Source organism: Leeia speluncae (assembly GCF_020564625.1).
GTDB lineage: Bacteria > Pseudomonadota > Gammaproteobacteria > Burkholderiales > Leeiaceae > Leeia > Leeia speluncae.
Genome location: NZ_JAJBZT010000002.1, coordinates 147,950 through 167,847 on the forward strand (window position 1 = coordinate 147,950; position 19,898 = coordinate 167,847).

22 protein-coding genes are annotated in these 19,898 nt (G+C 47.1%); 7 read left to right on the forward strand and 15 right to left on the reverse strand.

The annotated features are described in order from the left end of the window. Positions 1–30: 30 nt before the first annotated feature. Both LIN78_RS03650 and LIN78_RS03655 read left to right on the forward strand, forming a co-directional pair. The gene (locus LIN78_RS03650) at positions 31–456 is read left to right on the forward strand and encodes a hypothetical protein (protein ID WP_227178590.1); all 426 of its coding nucleotides are present in this window, start codon (positions 31–33) and stop codon (positions 454–456) included. Positions 457–484: 28 nt separating this feature from the next. Further along, positions 485–928 (forward strand): hypothetical protein, encoded by a 444-nt coding sequence (locus tag LIN78_RS03655; protein WP_227178591.1) that lies wholly within the window; start codon positions 485–487, stop codon positions 926–928. Here LIN78_RS03655 and LIN78_RS03660 read toward each other — a convergent pair. Next, a complete protein-coding gene (locus LIN78_RS03660) occupies positions 888–2,090 on the reverse strand; it encodes a phospholipase D family protein (RefSeq protein WP_227178593.1) in 1,203 nt (400 codons plus the stop codon). The genes LIN78_RS03655 and LIN78_RS03660 overlap by 41 nt on opposite strands. Positions 2,091–2,115: 25 nt before the next feature. After that, the gene (locus tag LIN78_RS03665; RefSeq protein WP_227178595.1) at positions 2,116–2,496 is read right to left on the reverse strand and encodes a hypothetical protein; all 381 of its coding nucleotides are present in this window, start codon (positions 2,494–2,496) and stop codon (positions 2,116–2,118) included. A 121-nt stretch (positions 2,497–2,617) separates the two neighbouring features. Here LIN78_RS03665 and LIN78_RS03670 point away from each other — a divergent pair, with 121 nt between their 5' ends. From LIN78_RS03670 to LIN78_RS03690, 5 genes are all read left to right on the forward strand, one after another. After that, a complete protein-coding gene (locus tag LIN78_RS03670; protein ID WP_227178597.1) occupies positions 2,618–3,682 on the forward strand; it encodes a helix-turn-helix transcriptional regulator in 1,065 nt (354 codons plus the stop codon). Between the two features lie 2 nt (positions 3,683–3,684). Further along, positions 3,685–4,356 carry a hypothetical protein gene (locus tag LIN78_RS03675; RefSeq protein WP_227178598.1) on the forward strand — a complete coding sequence of 224 codons (672 nt, stop codon included), beginning with the start codon at positions 3,685–3,687 and terminating at the stop codon, positions 4,354–4,356. 23 nt (positions 4,357–4,379) lie between these two features. After that, the gene (locus LIN78_RS03680; RefSeq protein ID WP_227178600.1) at positions 4,380–5,330 is read left to right on the forward strand and encodes a hypothetical protein; all 951 of its coding nucleotides are present in this window, start codon (positions 4,380–4,382) and stop codon (positions 5,328–5,330) included. 2 nt (positions 5,331–5,332) lie between these two features. Further along, a complete protein-coding gene (locus LIN78_RS03685) occupies positions 5,333–6,166 on the forward strand; it encodes an SIR2 family NAD-dependent protein deacylase (protein WP_227178602.1) in 834 nt (277 codons plus the stop codon). A gap of 65 nt (positions 6,167–6,231) precedes the next feature. After that, entirely contained in the window at positions 6,232–6,618 is a 387-nt protein-coding gene (locus LIN78_RS03690; RefSeq protein ID WP_227178604.1) for a VOC family protein, read from the forward strand. On the opposite strand, the gene LIN78_RS03695 is transcribed toward LIN78_RS03690, so the two are convergent. The 13 genes from LIN78_RS03695 to metK all read right to left on the reverse strand — a co-directional run bounded on the left by LIN78_RS03695 (position 6,619) and on the right by metK (position 19,799). Continuing rightward, positions 6,619–7,449, reverse strand: a complete 831-nt coding sequence (locus tag LIN78_RS03695) for an AraC family transcriptional regulator (protein ID WP_227178606.1) — start codon at positions 7,447–7,449, stop codon at positions 6,619–6,621. A 19-nt stretch (positions 7,450–7,468) separates the two neighbouring features. Then, the gene (locus LIN78_RS03700) at positions 7,469–8,065 is read right to left on the reverse strand and encodes a LysE family translocator (RefSeq protein WP_227178608.1); all 597 of its coding nucleotides are present in this window, start codon (positions 8,063–8,065) and stop codon (positions 7,469–7,471) included. A 148-nt stretch (positions 8,066–8,213) separates the two neighbouring features. Then, positions 8,214–9,176 (reverse strand): ABC transporter permease, encoded by a 963-nt coding sequence (locus LIN78_RS03705; RefSeq protein WP_227178611.1) that lies wholly within the window; start codon positions 9,174–9,176, stop codon positions 8,214–8,216. Positions 9,177–9,178: 2 nt separating this feature from the next. Further along, complete coding sequence (locus tag LIN78_RS03710) at positions 9,179–10,279, reverse strand: ABC transporter permease (protein ID WP_227178613.1); 1,101 nt, start codon at positions 10,277–10,279, stop codon at positions 9,179–9,181. Continuing rightward, positions 10,276–11,802: an ABC transporter ATP-binding protein gene (locus LIN78_RS03715; RefSeq protein ID WP_227178615.1), complete on the reverse strand. Its 1,527-nt coding sequence runs from the start codon at positions 11,800–11,802 to the stop codon at positions 10,276–10,278. The genes LIN78_RS03710 and LIN78_RS03715 overlap by 4 nt, the downstream gene beginning before the upstream one ends. Before the next feature lie 159 nt (positions 11,803–11,961). After that, positions 11,962–12,966 (reverse strand): BMP family lipoprotein, encoded by a 1,005-nt coding sequence (locus LIN78_RS03720; protein WP_227178617.1) that lies wholly within the window; start codon positions 12,964–12,966, stop codon positions 11,962–11,964. 101 nt (positions 12,967–13,067) lie between these two features. Then, positions 13,068–13,841 (reverse strand): uridine phosphorylase, encoded by a 774-nt coding sequence (udp, locus tag LIN78_RS03725; RefSeq protein WP_227178619.1) that lies wholly within the window; start codon positions 13,839–13,841, stop codon positions 13,068–13,070. Continuing rightward, a complete protein-coding gene (cdd, locus tag LIN78_RS03730) occupies positions 13,838–14,260 on the reverse strand; it encodes a cytidine deaminase (protein WP_227178621.1) in 423 nt (140 codons plus the stop codon). Before cdd ends, udp begins: the two co-directional genes overlap by 4 nt. Positions 14,261–14,279: 19 nt before the next feature. Then, a complete protein-coding gene (locus LIN78_RS03735) occupies positions 14,280–15,509 on the reverse strand; it encodes a phosphopentomutase (protein ID WP_227178624.1) in 1,230 nt (409 codons plus the stop codon). A gap of 47 nt (positions 15,510–15,556) precedes the next feature. Further along, positions 15,557–16,879, reverse strand: a complete 1,323-nt coding sequence (gene deoA, locus LIN78_RS03740; RefSeq protein ID WP_227178626.1) for a thymidine phosphorylase — start codon at positions 16,877–16,879, stop codon at positions 15,557–15,559. Between the two features lie 3 nt (positions 16,880–16,882). Beyond that, positions 16,883–17,647 carry a deoxyribose-phosphate aldolase gene (gene deoC / locus LIN78_RS03745; protein WP_227178628.1) on the reverse strand — a complete coding sequence of 255 codons (765 nt, stop codon included), beginning with the start codon at positions 17,645–17,647 and terminating at the stop codon, positions 16,883–16,885. Between the two features lie 67 nt (positions 17,648–17,714). Next, on the reverse strand, positions 17,715–18,488 hold the full coding sequence (locus LIN78_RS03750; RefSeq protein WP_227178630.1) for a substrate-binding periplasmic protein: 774 nt from the start codon (positions 18,486–18,488) through the stop codon (positions 17,715–17,717). Between the two features lie 141 nt (positions 18,489–18,629). Continuing rightward, a complete protein-coding gene (gene metK / locus LIN78_RS03755) occupies positions 18,630–19,799 on the reverse strand; it encodes a methionine adenosyltransferase (protein WP_227178632.1) in 1,170 nt (389 codons plus the stop codon). Between the last annotated feature and the right edge of the window lie 99 nt (positions 19,800–19,898).

Here is a 19,898-nt window from a genome sequence, read left to right on the forward strand (position 1 = left end):
CTGGTTATCCACTTAACTGGAGTCTCTGACGTGAAATTTCTCATAGCGATTACCGCTATCCTTTCTACCATCTGCGCCTCTGCTGCGGAACTACCAACCGGAAAATTCACCTACACCGCAAAAGGTTATGCAGGTGATATGGTCATCAAAGCAACTTCCGCCTGCATCATTCACCCCAACCAATTAGGGTGCATGTCGCAGCAAGTATTTACCGCCTCCATTGAGACGGTAGAAAAATCCTCTGGCAATGATTGCGTACTAGAAATGGTTGAAAACGCTGCTGCCAGAATGTCCAACGGCAGCCAGTTAATCACCGACTGGGAAAGCACAGATAAAAATAGCCCTGCCTCATTCAGCATTACCTTTAATGGCAAACAGGCCATCATCCATGATGGAGACATCCAATCTGGCTGCGGCATGAGTGGCAATGTGCTAGGGCGTTGGATCAAGAAATAAGCGGTTGAACTTCACACAAGGGAATATCATGCTTCGGATTTTTCTAGACACCGAGTTCACAAACTTTAGCGACCCACGGCTAATTTCTATTGGTCTGGTCAGCGAAAAAGGTGACGAATGCTATCTAGAATTATCCGAAGGATGGTCTGTGGGCCAATGCTCCGCCTTTGTGCGTGAAAAAGTATTGCCACAGTTAAATCTTCCTGAGCATCGCTTGTCGATTCGCACTGCAAGAGAACGCTTGCGCTCTTGGTTACGTCAGTTTGGAGAGGCAGTAGTCGTGGTGTTTGACGCTGAAGAAGATCGGTATTTGGTAGAAGGGTTGCTAGGGAGTCACGGCCCTGACCTTATCCTGCAGTGGCGTAAAGTTGAACCATTGGAGAGACAAGATCAGGAGGAAGGGCATCATGCGTTAGAAGATGCAAAAACGTTTAAACGTTATACGTTATTGCATCAAGAAATGCCGCTCTAAAAGACCATACTCTTTTTTGTAATGGATCACTAGGCTCTGGCTCATTCCACCATCTAGAATCTATAATCCGCTCGATTACTTCATCCCAATATACATCAACCCAATCTTCTTTTTTGGTTAAATGAGACTTTTTGATACCAAAGTCAGCACTTATTTTACTGCTATTAGATTCATCAATACAAACAAATATATCCGGCCTTTTCATAGCTAATAACCGGCTGGCCGTTGACAAACCAAGCCCACCAGCAGGAAAACCTTTCTGTAGAACATTTATATATGAAAGATACTGACCCCTATCTATATCTCCAACTCTCGGGATACAGTCTAAAGCATGTGAAATATTAATTTCATTTTCATTAACCGCCTTATGAAAACGGCCATTCCCCTTCATGCTCCCAAACCAGCCCCAAAAATCATATTTTTCATTTGGCAAACCTGCAATTACTTTCCTCTCTTCTAACTCAAGCTCATCAAATGGAACTTCTTTTGAAAATATTTCTTTTACAAAATCCAATATTAAAAGTCTACTATCTAAACTATGACCTCCATTTATTTTTTCATTCTTAACTTTTTTGAAGTAATCATCCCAATCCATAGTTACAATGGTAGATTCAAGTATATTTCCACCGCGCCCACCATATTTACTAGATAGACGATCAACAACAGGTTGTTTCAACTTATAGATATTTGCATATGCATCAAGATCTTTCTTAGCAAACACTTTACCTAAAGCAAAATAATCAGCCAAAACCTTCTCGATATCATTCAAATCCACACTAGACTTAATATCATCAATTTTTAAATGAACAACCACCTCTGAGTTTCTTTCCATCGCACCAACAGTAAAGTTGGCACTTCCTATCAATATCTCACAAACATTTTTGTAATAAAACAAGTAAATTTTTGGATGAAAAACACCATTCGTTTCCATTATAAATTTCACATCATTAGAACTAACAAATTCCTTGATGAATAATGGGCTTGTTTGATAAAAATGTAGTCCAACTGTAGATGAGAATATTTTATGTTTATTCCTAACCAAACAATCAAATACTTCGTGGCCGTTAGAGGCCCATGCAACTGCAAATGCTATTCTTTCTGACTTATTTATAAGGTTAACTAAAGTTTTCCTTAGCGTACTATTTTCTGAAATTAATTTCATCACACTGCCCTTTTAGACAAAAACTCTACATATATTTATTGGTCATACACCTTCCTAAGTGTATACCTTCATTCTTAAAATAACTACCACACCCTTCACATACAAACTTGCTTTGCTCACTATACTGCTTGGCCAATAAATCTAAATAGGCATTTCTTGGCGTTATTCTAATTTTTAAACGATCATTTTCTTGCCATATTCGCGTAATACGGGGTGTTTTTACATCTGGTCTTGCATCAAACATTTGCTCTAAATAAGCTTCTATTTGCAAACAGGCATCATCAATTAATTGATACCAGCCATCACCGCACTCAATGCCATGATGAAATAATTCTTTCATTGCTTCTTGGCCTCTAAAGCACAACTTGTATTTATAGAGGATCGCATCTTGTAAATACTGTTTCATTACAATTTCCTGGCATCACCAATATTTGATCAATACCAGTAGTTTAATTCCGCATCGCGCCATTTGGTGGCGCACCCATACCCTATAATCATCCAATCGAACACACCGTTAGGAACCTCAAATGCAGCGCTCCGAAACCCATAAAGATTGGCCAACGCTGGATTTCTACATCGTAGAAACCATTATCAGCACCCTAGCGGATGCCACACAGCCACTGGATCGCACCGCCATCTCGCAAGCACTTGAAAAAAGCATGGGTGCCGCACCAACAAAACGCAGCCTGCAACGCTGGTTGCAACAAATGGCGCTAGATACCACGGACCAGCGAATTAACGGGCCCATCATTGAATATATAAAAGATGGGGATAAATACAAGCTAGCCGATGCTTGGAAAAACCATCGTCATTTATCAAATGGTCAATCCTTAGCGATTTTTATGGCCGATAAGTATTTGAAAGTATTTAGTCCGGCGACAGAGGATGAAGATTGGAAACAACTCGTCAAACGGGCGAATGCACAAATTACTCGACGCAATGATATTCAAAACCGCTTTGCCATTTTGCCGGAATACATGCCATTTGAAACCAAGACCATTGTCGATAAAAGCATGAAAGTATTGCCGGCGATTCATGAGGCCATTGCAAAATCCGCCACGCTAACCTTCCGCTACAGTAGTGCTCGCCAGGGTGGTGACGAGGGGTTTCGCACCTATACGGTGGCGCCAATTGGCCTATGGCAACAGGGCGTACGCTGGTATCTAGCGGCAAAAATTGTCAGCGGGCCATCCCACATTCAGGGAGACTCTCCTACCTTTGCTGTTGTCAGAATGGCGAATGTGGAAGTAAATGATTTATATGATCAGCAACTGCCAACGCTAACCCAATATCTGGAGAAACATGATGGTTTTGGCAAAGCAGGTGATCTACATGGCTTTGTGCCAGTAAAAATTAGAATTCTAGATTCGGTAATGGAAGATATCTTACTTGAGACGCCGCTTAGCAAAGATCAGCGCATCAAATCTTCTGTGCTAACGGCCACCATTCGCCTCTCTAAACAAAGCCTCTATTGGCTGCAAAGTTGCGCGAATTCGTTAGAAGTGCTCGAACCCATCGCCCTGCGAGAACAATTAGCCGCTACGTTTGCTGCCGCCGCCAACCGTTATCAAGCAACAATTTCCGGAGGGTGATCATGCCTGCTCGTCGTCTTGCCAAACAACGTGTCGATGTCCACCTAACGGAATCGGCCTGCCCTGCTTTATTAACACCAATTTTAGCGGCATTTGATACACCGCCAGAGGGAGAGGACCCGCTTGATCGTCATCAGGAAATGTTTGGACTACTGTGGGGGCATATTCAGTACGACCCTGAAATGGACAATCCACGGGTAATCATCAGCCAAGTAACGGTAGATGCGAGAGCAAGCATGTCAGGAAATGGGCTCACCCCTTCTAATCGCTTTCTCACTCGTAGCACCGATTTGATACAGCGCTTTTGGCCGGAACTTACCCTTGTCGGGACGTTTCATGCGTTGCCGGATGAGAAAGTTGCCGAAGCAGGGGGCGGCTATCATGCAGCCTTATCCGAACCCGGTTTTTATCCACGGGTACATAGCTGGTATCAACCACTTTTTCCTACGATGGCGCATTTAATCATCACCATCGCTTCATCCGGCATACCTCATCTTCACCCGAGTAGCAGCGGCAAACGATCGCATGGAGGGTATCAACTCAGCATTGATAACAAAAAACTCTGGATGCGTTGCTACTCCACCCAACAAATCCAGCCAGGCATCAAACCAGTGACCAGGATGGCAAATTTACGGGCGGCGGCGCTGGCTGAACGCTTTCAAGAAGATCAATAGTTGGGTAAAGAACGGAGACAACCATGCAATCAGACAATCAAACCCATCAAGAAGACTATCTGCCGCAATCCATACTCTATTCTCGTGATGGTTCAGAAGAATTTTATGTAAACTCGCAAGCGTTACTCATCGGCAACCTGGCACAAGACCTCATCAAAACGGGGGCAATTACACCGATTGAATGGCTAAAATGGATTCCGCTCGGTCAGCAAACAGACCTCTTCAGTGAGTCGAGGATTCAGGAAAAAAATAACTATATCACCTATTTAATTTGCCAACCTACTAAAACAAATATCCTTATTGCACAGCAAGCAGTTGATGCACTCGCTACAGATACACTCTTGAAAGTTGCCATTTTTATTGGGCATCCAACGTCTGAGACACTCGCGATGCAGCAACTAGAAAGTGCTGTCGATTGCTTCTTTTATGTAGATCGCCAACAAAAAGCGCCACAAATCACACGTGAGATAGAGCATATCTTACGTGGGATTGGTGATTTATATAATTACCAAAATCTGGTCGGGGTTGATTTTGAAGATGTCAGAACGATCATGCAAAAAAGTGGATTAGCCCACATCCGATATTCGCCACCGAATGTATTACTTCATCAAATAAGTGAGCTCACACAACAAGCACTAAATGAGTTACACGCAGAGAACACAAACCATCAACCTATTTCGGGCATGATTGCACTATTACATCATGGTACAGAATTCAAAATGAAACACCTAGTTATCATGATGGAGATCATCCGCCACTCATTAGGAGATGAAACTGAAATCCTTTTCTCAGACGTGATGAGGGAGAACTGGACAGAGGAATGCCAAATCACCATTGCATCGTTTGGTTTATCTGAGGAGGCGAGAAAGCGTGCTGAACCATTTCGAACAGCGTCCGAACCCAGCGCATCCGAGGATAAGCTAGATACACTTGATATCCCACCGTATCTACGGCGTCAACTATCCGACGATTAACGATGGAAAAATCCAATCTTAAACATTCAATTGATGCTGCAGCCCAATATATATCGAATGCCGATAGCCTCATCATTACCGCAGGTGCAGGCATAGGGGTCGATTCTGGATTGCCGGATTTCCGCGGAAACGTGGGATTCTGGCAAGCCTACCCCGCGTTACAGCAAGCAGGGCTTAACTTCCATGACATCGCCAACCCAGCTAGTTTTAGGCAGCGCCCTGAGCACGCATGGGGGTTTTACGGCCATCGGCTGGCCTTATATCGGGAGACGACTCCCCACAAAGGATTTGAGCAATTACAGACATTGGCGGCCAACAAAGCTGCAGGCGCATTTGTGATAACCAGTAATGTGGATGGGCAATTCCAGAAAGCCGGATTTGCCAGCCAACGAATCTGGGAAATTCATGGGTCTATCCATCATCTGCAATGCTTAACGCCATGTTGCCAACGATTTTGGTCGGCCTCGGCATTACACCCACGTATTAACGAGAAGCAGTGTCTTTGGGTATCTGGGCAACTCCCAACATGCCCCTATTGTGGCGGACTAGCTAGACCAAACATCCTGATGTTTAACGATTGGCACTTTGTAGATGTCAGAACCACACTTCAGCAAGGGAACTTCAACAGCTGGCGAAAAAAGGTAAGCAATCCGGTGGTGATTGAAATTGGTGCAGGCAAAGACCTGCCCAGTATTCGTCGTCTATCCGAACGTATGGGCTGCCCAATCATTCGAATCAACCCAACGGCAGCCGACATTCCCTTATCACACCAAGGGATCAGCCTCCCCTTATCTGCGAAAATGGCATTAAACCTGTTGGTAGAAAGCATCTCGTAAAATTCATTTGACATGCACGCTACCTGTATCAAAAAATAGACCTCCTCAGCTAAGGAGATATCCATATGATCGACCATACCGGCGTTATCGTCAGCCAGTTCGATGTATCCAAAACGTTTTATCAGTCTGCTTTTGCGGCGATTGGTTATTCGCTGATCTGTGAATTCCCTGCCAGTGTCACCGGCCATACCGATGTGGCGGGGTTTGGGGAGAATGGTAAGCCGGATTTCTGGATTAGCCGCGGGACACCTAACCACCCGCCGATTCATGTCGCGTTTCGGGTCGAGAGCCGAGCTATGGTGGATGCATTTTATAAGGCGGCCATTGCCGCTGGTGGGCGAGATCATGGTACTCCGGGTTTGCGGCCCCACTATCATCCGGATTACTACGGTGCCTTCGTGCTAGACCCGGATGGGCACAATATCGAAGCAGTGTGCCACTTACCAGAATAATCAGTGATTGAGGAAGGCTTGCTGATATTGCCTTGGGGTCACGGCAAGCCGTTGTTTGAAAACCCGTTGAAAATGGCTTTGATCGGCAAAGCCCAGCTGGTTGGCTAACTCACTTAATTTCGCGCCCCGCTTCAATTGCTGACGTGCCGACAGAATCCGTTGATCCAGTTGATAGGCATGCGGTGTTTGGCCATAGATTTGCTGGAAACGTCGGATAAGGTGATAACGACTCATGCCAACTTGCTTGGCAATCTCTTCTAGCGAGAATGTCTCGCAGAGACAATCCTGAATCAACTCTCTTGCCATACGAACAGCCCTATCATCCCGGATAAGCGCCTGAGCATGCACATTTGGGAATCCATGATTCAGCAAGAAGGAAATTAACGCCTCTTCAGCCCCTAATGGGTCGGCAATATTTAGTTGTTGATACAACTGATCAAACGAGGATTTCGTCTTTGCATCACCGAGCAGATTAAACGCAAACGGCGTGTAATCTAGCGAGCCAAATCCGGGCGTTTCGCTTTGCAAATCGCCAATCCAGCCCGTATCGACAAACAACATCCGGTATGACCAATACTCTCCTTTTGCAGGGTTGCAAGCATGTACCGAGCCGGGGTTAATCAGCACGGTCATCCCCTGCCCGATTGCGTAATGCTGCCCTTGCGATGTATAGGCAGCCCTTCCTGAATCAATGACCCCAAAAGAGAATTCATCGTGGGTGTGCTTTTGAAAGCAGGCGGCGGAGTCTCTGGTCACACGAATATCGACAAAGGGCAGCGCGGCACTTTGTCGGAAATTGTGTTCAGAAGGAGTAAGTAACTTGGCAGTCATCGTCACCACACTAACAAATTTAACGGAAGTAAATCAAGCTAATTGAGGCGATCAACGCAAATCCCATGATTCGATTAAATCCGCGTTGCCAACGAAGACTACCCATATAGTGGCGGATAGATTGCCCGGCATATGCCCACACAAAGATCGAGAAAAAGCAGATGAGGCCAGATAGACTGCAAAAAATAGCTAGCCGCCAACTCTCTTTACTAGTGAGTACAAATAAAGAAATGCCCGACATCGCAAATAGCCAAGCCTTAGGATTGAGTATCTGCATCATGGCACCTGCCCACCAAGGCGCTTTGGTCTGAGATTGATCAGCTAAGGGGGCAACAGGTGCGGTCGCTATTTTCCAGGCTAGATACACCATGTATAAGAGCCCAATCCCTTGCATCCATTGCATACTCGCTTGATCAAGCCCTGTCATCCACTCCAGAATACCCGCCCCCACCAACCAGACAATCATGACATAACTCACCGAAGCACCAGCAACGTAGGGAATAGCACGCCACGCCCCCCCTCTCGCCCCGACATGAATAGCCATTAAATTAACCGGCCCAGGTGTGATAGCGCCAGTCAGGGCAAAAAGGGACATCGACAAACAAATACTCCACATGCACAGACTCCTTACAATCATTTAGCCGGTAGTCTAGTGAGTGCGTCGCTAAAAATATTGAACAAAATTGCGCGATATAGACAAAGAAAAACCCGCCTATCCTGTAAAAAAGAAGGCGGGTTATTTCACTATTTTTGATACGAAGTGTTTAGCGCGATTTTACAAACGGCACGCCAATCGCTTTTGGTGCGGTGGCTCGGCCAACAAAACCGGCCATGAGCAACACGGTAAGCACATAAGGGATTACCTGAATAAATTGTGATGGCACTTCACCCACAATTGGCAATGCCACGCCTTCGAGGCGAATCTGAATTGCATCAAAGAAGGCAAATAGTAAACAACCAATCACCGCCGGCACCGGTCTCCACTTACCAAAGATGAGGGCTGCTAATGCCAAAAAGCCTTTGCCGGCAGACATTTCGCGAATAAAGCTACCTGTTTGGTAAACCGACAAATACGTTCCAGCAAGGCCGCATAATAAACCGCCCCAGAATAACGCTGTGTAACGGATTTTTGCGACGCTAACCCCTGCGGTATCTGCCGCATGTGGGTTCTCGCCCACCGCGCGTACTCGCAAGCCAAATCGGCTTCGGTAAATGAACCAGGTCACGACAGGGATAATCACGATGGTCATATACACAATAATGCTATGCCCCGAGAGAATATGGTTATAAAACTGACCAAGTACGGGGACATTTTGCATCATTTCTTCGCCCGGCCAATGGATTTCTCTAAATCGCATTTCAGATTCCAACTGCGGGGTATTGCCCCCTTGCTGAAACCAAGCCAAGCCAAGTACCGGTGTGAGACCAGAGGCGATAATATTAATCGCCATCCCAGAAATCAGTTGATTGCCGTTGTAGGTCACAGAGACAAAGCCATGCACCATCGCCAACATGACCGCCACCCCCATGCCGGCGAGCATACCAACCCACGGAGAGCCAGACACATAAGCAGCAGAGGCAGAAGCAAATGCGGCAAAGAGAATCTTGCCTTCTAGGCTAATATCCACCACGCCAGAACGCTCGGAAAACAAGCCCGCCAGTGCGGCCAGCATTAGCGGCGTTGCCGCACGAATGGTCGATTCAAGAATACTAAAGAGGAGATCCATGCTTAAGATTTCCTTTTGAAAAGTGGGGCAATAAACGGCTCGAACAGATTTTCCAGTGCACCGCAGAAGAGAATGATTAAGCCTTGAATAAAGATAATCATCTCACGGGTGATATTTGGTTTATCTAGCGAGAGATCCAAACCACCTTGGGTTAGCGCGCCAAACAACAATGCAGAAAGCACAATACCCACCGGATGGTTGCGACCCATTAGCGCTACGGCAATTCCAACAAAACCGATACCGTTAGTAAAGGTCATGTTCATTCGGTGAGTAGAACCCAGCACCTCGTTCACGGCGGCAAGCCCTGCCAACGCGCCAGAGAAACACATCGCAACAATAACGACTTTCGATACCGAAATACCCGCATATTTTGCAGCGTGTTCGTTTGTGCCTGTGGTACGCAGTTCGAACCCCCATTTGCTGTGCCAAACCACTTTCCAGAACAGCACACAACAAATCAGCGCAATAAACAAACTCGCGTTCAGCGGCGTGTTAGGTAGCTCTAGGCCAAACCAACTGCCCATGTGCTGAAACGACGGCATCCAAGCTGCTTGGGCAAATTCCCTTGTTGCGGTATTGGTGCCGCCCTTTTCCATTAACACACGGTTAAATAGATAACCCATTAGCGCAGCGGCAATGTAGTTAAACATGATGGTCGTCACCACCACATGGCTTCCGCGTTTGGCCTGTAAATAGCCAGGCAAGTAAGCCCATGCAGCGCCAAAGGCCATGGATGCAATAAGGGTAATCGGAATGAGGATAGGAGCAGGTAAGATGCCATCAAAAGCATAGCAAGCGAGCGTTACCCCAAGCCCTGCAATGTACACCTGCCCTTCGCCACCAATATTAAATAGCCCCGCATGAAATGCTGCCGCCACTGCCAGGCCGGTAAAGATATAACCAGTGGTATAGAAAAGGGTATAACCAATGCCTTCCCCATAGCCAAATGCACCACCGACTAATAACTTCATGCATTCCCAAGGGTCTTCGCCAATCGCCCAAACCACTAAAGCGGTAATCGCCAATGCAGCGATTAAGTTAAGTAGCGGCAGAACCGTTAATTGCGCCCAGCGCGGCAACGTAGATGGTTGACCAAACTTCAAGATTGCACCCCTCCCATCAAGCAGCCAAGGCCTGTTGCGGTTGCCTCGTGCGCAGGCACTTCACCGGTCAATTGCCCGCCCGCCATCACAATGATGCGATCAGACAATGCTAGAATTTCATCTAACTCAACAGACACCAACAAAATCGCTTTACCCGCATCGCGCAGCGCAACAAGTTGCTGGTGAATAAATTCAATCGCGCCAATATCGACGCCGCGCGTTGGCTGCCCAATTAGCAACACATCTGGATTACTATCAATTTCGCGCGCAAGCACCACTTTTTGCTGATTGCCACCTGACAATTGTCCCACCCGTAATAATGGGTTGGTTGGGCGCACATCAAAACGGCTAATAAACCCTTTGGCTTTTTCTACCAACGCCTGCCGATTTAGCCACCAGCCTTTTTGAATATCGGGTTGGCGGTGATACCCCAGCATGCAGTTTTCAAACACGGGAAAGGTTTTGACCAAGCCTTCACGGGACCGATCTTCCGGAATATGGGCAATACCCTTTTCACGGAATAGCGCTGCTTTTGGTCTTGTGGTGGAGATGGCTAACAGATCTTCCCCACGATACATCACTCGGCCACTATTAGCCGCCATCGTCCCTGCTAGCACTTCTAATAATTCGCTTTGGCCATTACCAGACACCCCTGCAATCCCGACAATTTCACCTGCTCGCAGCTGGAAGGAGATATTCTGTAAAAGCTGCACACCACGGGCATCTTGCAAATTGATTTGCTGAACGTCTAGCACCACCGCACCGGGTTCGCTCTGACGCTTTTCTACTTTTAAATTTACTTTGCGGCCTACCATTAGGTCGGCCAATTGTTCCGTATCCACCTCTTTGGTGAGTACATTACCAACCACTTCTCCCGCGCGCATCACGGTAACGTGGTCGGTCACATCAATCACTTCTCTTAATTTGTGCGTGATGATCACCACGGTTTTACCCTGATCACGCAAGGCACGCAAAATACGGAATAAATGATCAGCCTCTTGCGGAGTGAGTACCGCTGTTGGCTCATCCAAAATTAATACTTCTGCGCCACGGTAGAGCGCTTTGAGAATTTCTACGCGCTGTTGTAGTCCAACGCCAAGTTCGCCAACAATGGCATCTGGGTCTACTTCTAAACCGTAATCTTGGTTTAAGCGTTTTAGGTGATCACGAGCGGCGGCCATGCCACCTTTCAGCACAAAACCGCCTTCTGCCCCTAGTACAATATTTTCTAGGACAGAAAAGTTATCTACTAGCATGAAATGCTGATGGACCATGCCAATCCCTAGTCGGATCGCATCATGACTATTGCGGATGTTCACTTCTTTCTGACGCACGCGAATACTGCCTTTATCCGCTTGATAGTATCCATACAAAATACTCATCAACGTCGATTTACCCGCGCCATTTTCACCAATAATGCCGTGAATACTGCCTTGGTAAATGCTGAGCGAGACATCCCGGTTGGCATGTACATCGCCAAACCGCTTATCAATATTCAAAAGTTCGATGGCAATTTCGGCCATGCTACTTCCTTTTAGGAGAATAACGTTCGATGGATAGACATGATCATCTAGCATCTGACACTAGCAAAACGCGTTCTGTACCCAGTTTAGATACAGAACGCGTCTGTGTTTACTACTGACTTACCCAACTAATGGAGCGAACCCCATCAACCGCATGCCTTATTGCACTGGGCAAGTATTGTTTACACGGTAATCCACCACTTGAATCTTACCGGCGATGATGTCTTTTTTCGCTGCGTTTACTTTTTGCTCAACCGCAGCACTGATTAGCTTGCGGTTATAGCTGTCTAGCGCCCAATCCACACCACCTTCTTTTAGGCCAAGTACGGTTACGCCTGATTTCCAGCTACCGTCTTTTGCTGACTTGAATGCACCGTAAACCGCGTTATCCACACGTTTTACCATTGAAGTTAGCATCGTGCCTGGTTGTACATAGTTTTGGTTGCTATCTACGCCAATCGCTAGTTTCTTCGCATCTTTTGCTGCTTGGTACACGCCAATACCAGTACCACCCGCTGCGGCAAACACAACGTCTGCACCACGGTCAAATTGAGACTTGGCCAATTCGGTACCACGTGCAGGGTCGTTAAATGCCTGTGGTGTTGTACCAGTCATGTTTTGGAATACTTCGGTCGATTTGTTGGCGTATTTAGCACCTTGTGCATAACCACAACCAAACGCACGGATTAGCGGGAAGTCCATGCCACCGATAAAGCCAACTTTCTTAGACTTTGATACTTCCGCCGCCGCAATACCCACCAAGAAAGAACCTTCTTGTTCTTTAAACACGATGTTCTGGACGTTATCGCCCTTTGCCACCGCATCAATCAAAGTGAATTTCACTTTTGGGAATTCTTTCGCAACGGTTTCCACCGCTTGCGTGAAAGAGAAGCCAACCGCGACCACAATATCTGCGTCTTTACGGGCTAGGTTGCGTAGTACTTGCTCTTTTTGTGCTTCGTTAGCAATTTGACCTTCGCGGTAATTCACTTTTGCTTCTTTTTTGAAACGCTCAGCACCTTTGTAAGCCATTTCGTTAAAGCTCTTGTCAAACTTACCTGCTTGGTCATAGACCACTGCAGGTGAAAAATCTTTAGCAGATGCAGCACCAGCAGCTAATGCAAACAAAGTGGCTAGGGCAATCGTGGTTTTCTTAGCGATCATGCAAAAACTCTCCTCAATAAAATCGGATGACTCACTCATCGGACAAACACATTTCACAACAGAACGGTTTACTTACTGATGCGGATGCATCAATAAGCGATTTACTCACTCTTTGCCTGCAATAATTTTCTTGCGGCACCAACCACCACTTGCACACTACGTTGCTCAGTCGCTTTTGCGACTTCATGGTCTGGTTGTTCTTGCTGAGTACGATTCACAATCACGCCCGCTACCATGCCAGCTTTTAATCCCATCGCTGCGCACATCGTTAGTAGCGTGGCGGATTCCATCTCATAATTCATCACACCAAGGCTTTGCCACTCTTGCATCAGGCCAACCCAGTCTTTCGCTACTTTACCAGTAAATGTATCGTATCTTTCTTGACCTGGGTAAAAGGTATCGGAAGAAGCGGTAATCCCCACGTGAAATGGCAGTCTCATTTCAGTGGCCACATCCACTAAGGCGCGCGTGCTGTAAAAATCTGCCGCAGCAGGGTAGGCAGCTGGCGCAAAATGATAACTCGCTCCATCTAATCGAACCGATGCGGTTGTAACAAGGATATCACCCACCGCAATATGAGGCTGAATAGCACCGGTGGTCCCCACGCGCAAGAACGATCTCACCCCTAATTGCGCTAATTCTTCTACTGCAATAGAAGTAGATGGTCCGCCAATACCGGTAGAACACACCACGACCGGTTGTCCATCTAAGAAACCTAACCAACTATTAAATTCGCGCGTATTGGCGAGTGGTTTTGCATTATCGAGTAATTCAGCAATACGCGGACTTCGCGCAGGATCACCCGGTAAAATGGCTAAGGTCGCCCCTTGAAGGTCTGCTTTGCTTAACCCTAAGTGGAAAACGGTTTGGCTCATGGGTTTTCTCCATCTTGACGCTGACTAAGGAAAAAAGCCCCCGGTAATAGCGCCGCAGGATTCGTTTCTTGAACATCACCCTTTAGGTTTGCCAGCATAATCGATAAAGATTCTGTTCCTAGTTCTGCAATCACTTGTCTACACGCACCGCACGGAGACACCGGGCCTTCTGTATCCGCCACCACCGCTAGTCGAGAGAAGTCCCCAGGACGATAGCCCGCAGCAATCGCAGCAAAAAATGCCGTTCTTTCCGCACAATTACACACTGGGTAAGCGCCGTTTTCTACATTGCAACCATGGAAAACTTTTCCATCTTTCGTTTCTAGTGCCGCACCCACCTTAAAACGAGAATAAGGTACATAAGCTTTTTCGCGAGCCAGTTTTGCTTCTTCGATTAAGCCATCAAAAGCGTGTGTCATTGATAAATCCGTGATCTATTTAATTAGAGTGTAATTGCGACCAGAAGCTCGTGCCATCATCGAATGGGCTTAAACCAAAACCTTCTGCCAGGGTTTGCCCCATGTCCGCAAAAGAGTGGCGAATCCCTAGGTTTTTCTTCGCTACTTTGTGGCCGAAAACTAAAACGGGCACGTGTTCGCGCGTATGGTCACTACCAGGCCAAGTAGGGTCGCAACCATGGTCGGCCGAGATCAACACCACATCATCAGGTTGTAGCGCGGAGAAGAGTTCGGGTAGACGCGTATCAAAATATTCCAGCGCGGCCGCATAGCCAGCCACATTACGACGGTGCCCATACTTTTCATCAAAATCGACGAAATTCGTCATGACAATACTATTGTCTGGCGCTTCCGCTACCATCGCAAGGGTTCTATCCCATAAAGCAGGCAAGCCGCTCGCTTTATATTTTTGGGTAATTCCAACGTGCGCATAGATGTCAGCGATTTTGCCAATGGACACCACTTCGCCACCCTTGTCTGCTAGTTTTTTAAGCAAGGTATCTGCTGGCGGTGGCACGGCTAGATCGTGGCGGTTGCCTGTTCGTGTAAATTGGCCAGTCCCTGTTCCTACAAATGGACGGGCAATGACTCGGCATATATTGTAGGCATCCACTTCTTCACGCGCGATTTCACACAAATCGTACAGTTTTTGTAAACCAAAGGTTTCTTCGTGACAGGCGATCTGAAAAACAGAATCTGCCGATGTGTAGAAAATCGGCTTACCGGTTTGCATATGGGTTTCGCCCAATTCATCTAGAATCGTTGTACCAGAGGCATGGCAATTACCTAAAAACCCCGGCAACCCAGCGCGGCGGACGATGTTTTCTAACATAGCGGGCGGAAAAGAATTGGTTTTCTCTGGAAAATAACCCCAATCAAAACGAACGGGGACACCAGCGATTTCCCAATGACCGGATGGGGTATCTTTGCCTGAAGACTCTTCTCTCGCTGCTGCATAAGCGCCGATCAATGCTGGCGCGGCCTGAAACCCCGCAGGAAGTTGTCCACTTGCCAATTGGCAAGCCAAGCCTAAGCCAAGGCGCTCTAGATGAGGGATGGCTAATGCTCCTGTCCGGCCATCATTTGCCTTGCCTGCAGCACACGCCTCTGCAATGTGACCGAGCGTATTCGAACCTTCATCTCCAAAACGAGAAGCGTCTGGCGTCGCACCGACCCCCAACGAATCCATGATTAAGATAAATGTACGCATACCGGTCCAATCCACAACTAACCATTTGGTCAGTTAACTACAAAAAATTACCCCACGACGGGGCCAATCAATTCTGTATATTCTATATCAGACTGCGCCGAGACGGTATAGGCAGCGCTAACTGCGTTAACGGCCTGTTGTGCATCTACCTCATTTGCTGCATGCACCCAAGCTAAAGGCTCACCAGCCATCACCTTTTCACCAACCTGCTTCATCTGGCTCAAACCAACACGAGGATCAACCACATCTGCCGGCACACGTCGCCCACCGCCCAACCCAACCACGACCATGCCGAGTTGACGAGCTTGCGTCCGTGTTACCCAGCCAGCTTCCGTCGCCAAGACAGGCTTAATCACTGGCGCCTTTGGCAGTACATCATTTACAGAAAGATCTTCGACCGTAGCGCCTAATGCATGACACATCCTCTCAAACCGCACAAAGGCTTCACCACTATCTAGCACGTTCAGGAGTTGTTGTTCCGCGTCCATCGTCGAACTAGCCAACCCACCGGCGACCAGTAATTGCGCAGCTAGTGCGATTGTCACTCGGTGCAATCGTTCTGGTCTTGCTCGCCCTGTCAGATAATCTAGCGCAATAGCAATTTCCAACGCGTTGCCAGCTGCAGGAGCAAGCGGCTGACTCATGTCCGTTATCAAGGCAGATGTCTTTACCCCAGCTCCATTGCCTGTATTTACAATCGTCTGCGCTAAATCTACCGCGTCTTCAAACTTAGGCGTAAAGGCACCATTCCCTACCTTTACATCCATCACTAAGGCATCTAGTCCTGCCGCTAATTTTTTAGAGAGGATCGAGGCGGTAATCAAGGAAATTGACTCAACGGTAGCCGTCACATCACGCACCGCATAAATACGCCGATCCGCAGGTGCCAATGCGGCGGTTTGCCCCACAATTGCCACACCAACTGATTTCACCACTTGCTGAAATTGTTCTCGCTCTGGCGTCACACAATAACCAGAAATTGCTTCTAATTTATCCAGCGTACCACCTGTATGACCAAGTCCCCGGCCAGAAATCATCGGCACAAATCCACCGCACGCTGCGACCATCGGCCCAATCAGTAACGAGGTTAAATCGCCTACCCCACCCGTAGAATGCTTATCGATGACCGGACCTGTCAAATTCAACCCGGACCAATCCAGCACCTCGCCAGAATCTCTCATCGCCAAGGTGAGTGACACACACTCTTCAGCAGTCATCCCCCGAATACACGTCGCCATCGTAAAAGCGGCGATCTGGCTATCACTAACGAAGCTAGACGCAACCCCTTTCACAAATGTGTCAATCGCATCAGCACTTAGCGTCTTACCCTCTCTTTTTTCGCGCAGGATTTCAGAAATTTGCCACGTCACCGTTTAATATCCTGCGGTTTGGTTATTTGCTGTATTTTCGCCTAACGTTTGCAACAAGGCGCCAAGCAATCCAGAAGCACCAAATCGGAAAGTTTTTGCAGACACCCAGCCTTCGCCCATGATTTCATCGGCCAAATCTAGATAAGCAGCAGCGTCTTCTGCTGTCCGCACACCGCCCGCCGCTTTAAAGCCAACCGGCTTTCCAGACGCCTTGATCGCTTCTAACATAATGCGAGCAGCTTCTAAGGTTGCATTAACAGACACTTTGCCCGTAGAGGTCTTAATAAAATCAGCACCGCACTCAATCGCAATATCACTTGCCTGACGAATTAATTCTGGTGTTTTTAATTCACCCGACTCGATGATGACCTTGAGTAATTTGCCACCGGCAGCTGCCTTACATTTGGTGACTAACTGTCGGCACACAAATTCGTCACCATTTTTCAGGGCTTTATATGGCAACACCACATCGATCTCATCGGCACCTAACGTCACCGCACCAGCCGTCTCTGCCGCCGCTAATTCAGGCAGTGCTTCACCATCAGGGAAATTAGTGACCGTTGCAATAGGCAGTGACAACCCGACAGATTTCAACCCTTGGCGAGCCGCCTGAATAAACTGGGGATAGACGCATAACGCAGCTGGAGAGCCTTGCGACGTATGGGCAGACACACCCAACTGACTCACACTCTCATCAGAGTCGTTTTCATTTAGTGAAGTCAAATCCATTAAGCCTAATGCTTGGCGAGCTCTTGATTGCAATGACATGTTTCTTTCACCCAATAAAAAAGTCCCGAACGGATCGGGACTTTATATCCATTCAAAAATGGTAAGCTTACTTGCTTTCTTGTAGATTGTAACGCTTTACGATTTTCGCCAATTGGCCACTTTTCTTTAATTCGCCAAGCGCATCGTTGAGCTGTTTAAGCTTTACCGGCGCATTTTTTGAAAGTGCGCAATAGGTTGGCATCTCGGTCACATTGTCTTTGCCAACATAGTAGAGTTGTTGTTCTTCTTTTGGCTGGCTACGCAAAAATGCACCAATTTCGCCACGGGAAGAAATCATGGCATCAATCATCTTTAGCTTTAGCTTCTTAAAGTTGCCTGATACATTCGTTTCATCAACGCGTTTGGTAGCGTCTTGAAAATACTTGTCTAGCGTCGGGTAACCATAGCCGTGGATAGTACCCAGTCTAAGTCCTTTTAAATCCGACTCTTTATCTGGGCGAACAGCCGCATCTTTAAGTGATACAAACGCTTCGACCTGATCAAACACCGCACGACTCCAATCGAACCACTCCTTATGTTCGTACCAATCTGGATTACTATTACAGGCCAAGTGCGCCTTACCATCTCGTAAAGAGGTCTCCACTCGTTTTCTTGAAAATTCTACAAACTTGACTTGCATGCCAAGACGCTCGCCGAGCGCCATGGCTAGATCATGAATGACACCACCAGTTAACGTATTGGGCGTTTTCGGATTCGCATACTCCACAATTGGCTCACCATCTCCATGACCAATCATGACACGCAACTCCCCTGCTGCCTGCACATGCCCCAGTGTTAACAGACTGACCACCAGCCCGGTTAGTCTATAGATGCTCTTCATTTTGTTTCCCTTATGTTTCTCTTCACTACGAAGTAACGGCAAGCAGTGTAATCGTCAGATATTTCTTCTCACTTGCGGCAACACAAATTTTTAGCAAAAAAAAGACCGGTACTAACCGGTCTTTCAATTGTTACAAGCTACTTAGCAACCGGCATCAGCACGCAATGCTTCTGCTTTATCGGTTTTTTCCCAGCTAAATTCAGGTTCTTCACGACCAAAGTGACCATAAGCAGCCGTCTTCGTATAGATCGGACGAAGCAAATCAAGCATTTGTACAATGCCTTTTGGACGTAAATCAAAGTGGCGCTTCACTAACTCAGCAATTTCACTGTCTGGCAACTTACCTGTTCCATTGGTAAATACCATCACACTCGTCGGTTGAGACACGCCAATCGCGTAACTCACCTGAATTTGACACTCACGCGCCAAGCCCGCAGCAACAATGTTCTTTGCCACATAGCGCCCAGCATAAGCGGCCGAACGGTCCACTTTTGAAGGGTCTTTACCAGAGAAAGCACCGCCACCGTGTGGTGCTGCGCCACCGTAGGTATCTACAATAATTTTGCGACCAGTTAACCCACAATCGCCCATTGGACCACCGATCACAAAACGACCGGTTGGGTTAATAAGGAATTTGGTTTCTGGCGTTAACATATCCGCAGGTAAAACAGGACGAATAATGTCTTCAATCACCGCTTCACGAAGGGTTTCGTAAGAGATATCTGGATCATGCTGAGTTGATAGCACCACGGTATCAATACCAATTGGCAAACCAGTCTCTTCGTTATAACGAACAGTTACCTGGCTTTTTGCATCAGGACGCAACCATGGCAAACGGCCATCTTTACGTAATTCACTCTGGCGTTGAACCAAGCGGTGGGAATAATAAATTGGGAATGGCATCAGGCTAGGTGTTTCATCACACGCATAACCAAACATTAAACCTTGGTCGCCCGCACCTTGGTCTAAGTCTACGCCTTGACCTTCGTTCACGCCTTGGGCGATATCTGGGCTTTGCTTATCGTAAGCAACTAATACCGCACAACCTTTTGCATCAAAGCCTAGTTCAGAGTTGTCATAACCAATTTTACGAATCGTATCACGTGCAATTTGAATGTAATCCACATTCGCAGTCGTGGTAATTTCGCCCGCTAACACGCACAGGCCAGTGTTCACTAACGTTTCAGCGGCGACACGCGCATATTTATCTTCGGTTAAAATCGCATCCAGAATCGCATCAGAAATCTGGTCGGCCACTTTATCTGGGTGACCTTCTGAAACGGATTCCGAGGTAAATAGATATTCACTCATTATCTTTCCTCTAAATAAAGCGCCAAAACCATCGCAACCGATACAAACTTGCCTTCTATCAACTCTTCATGAGTATTTTCATGAGAAGGTTAGGCGCAT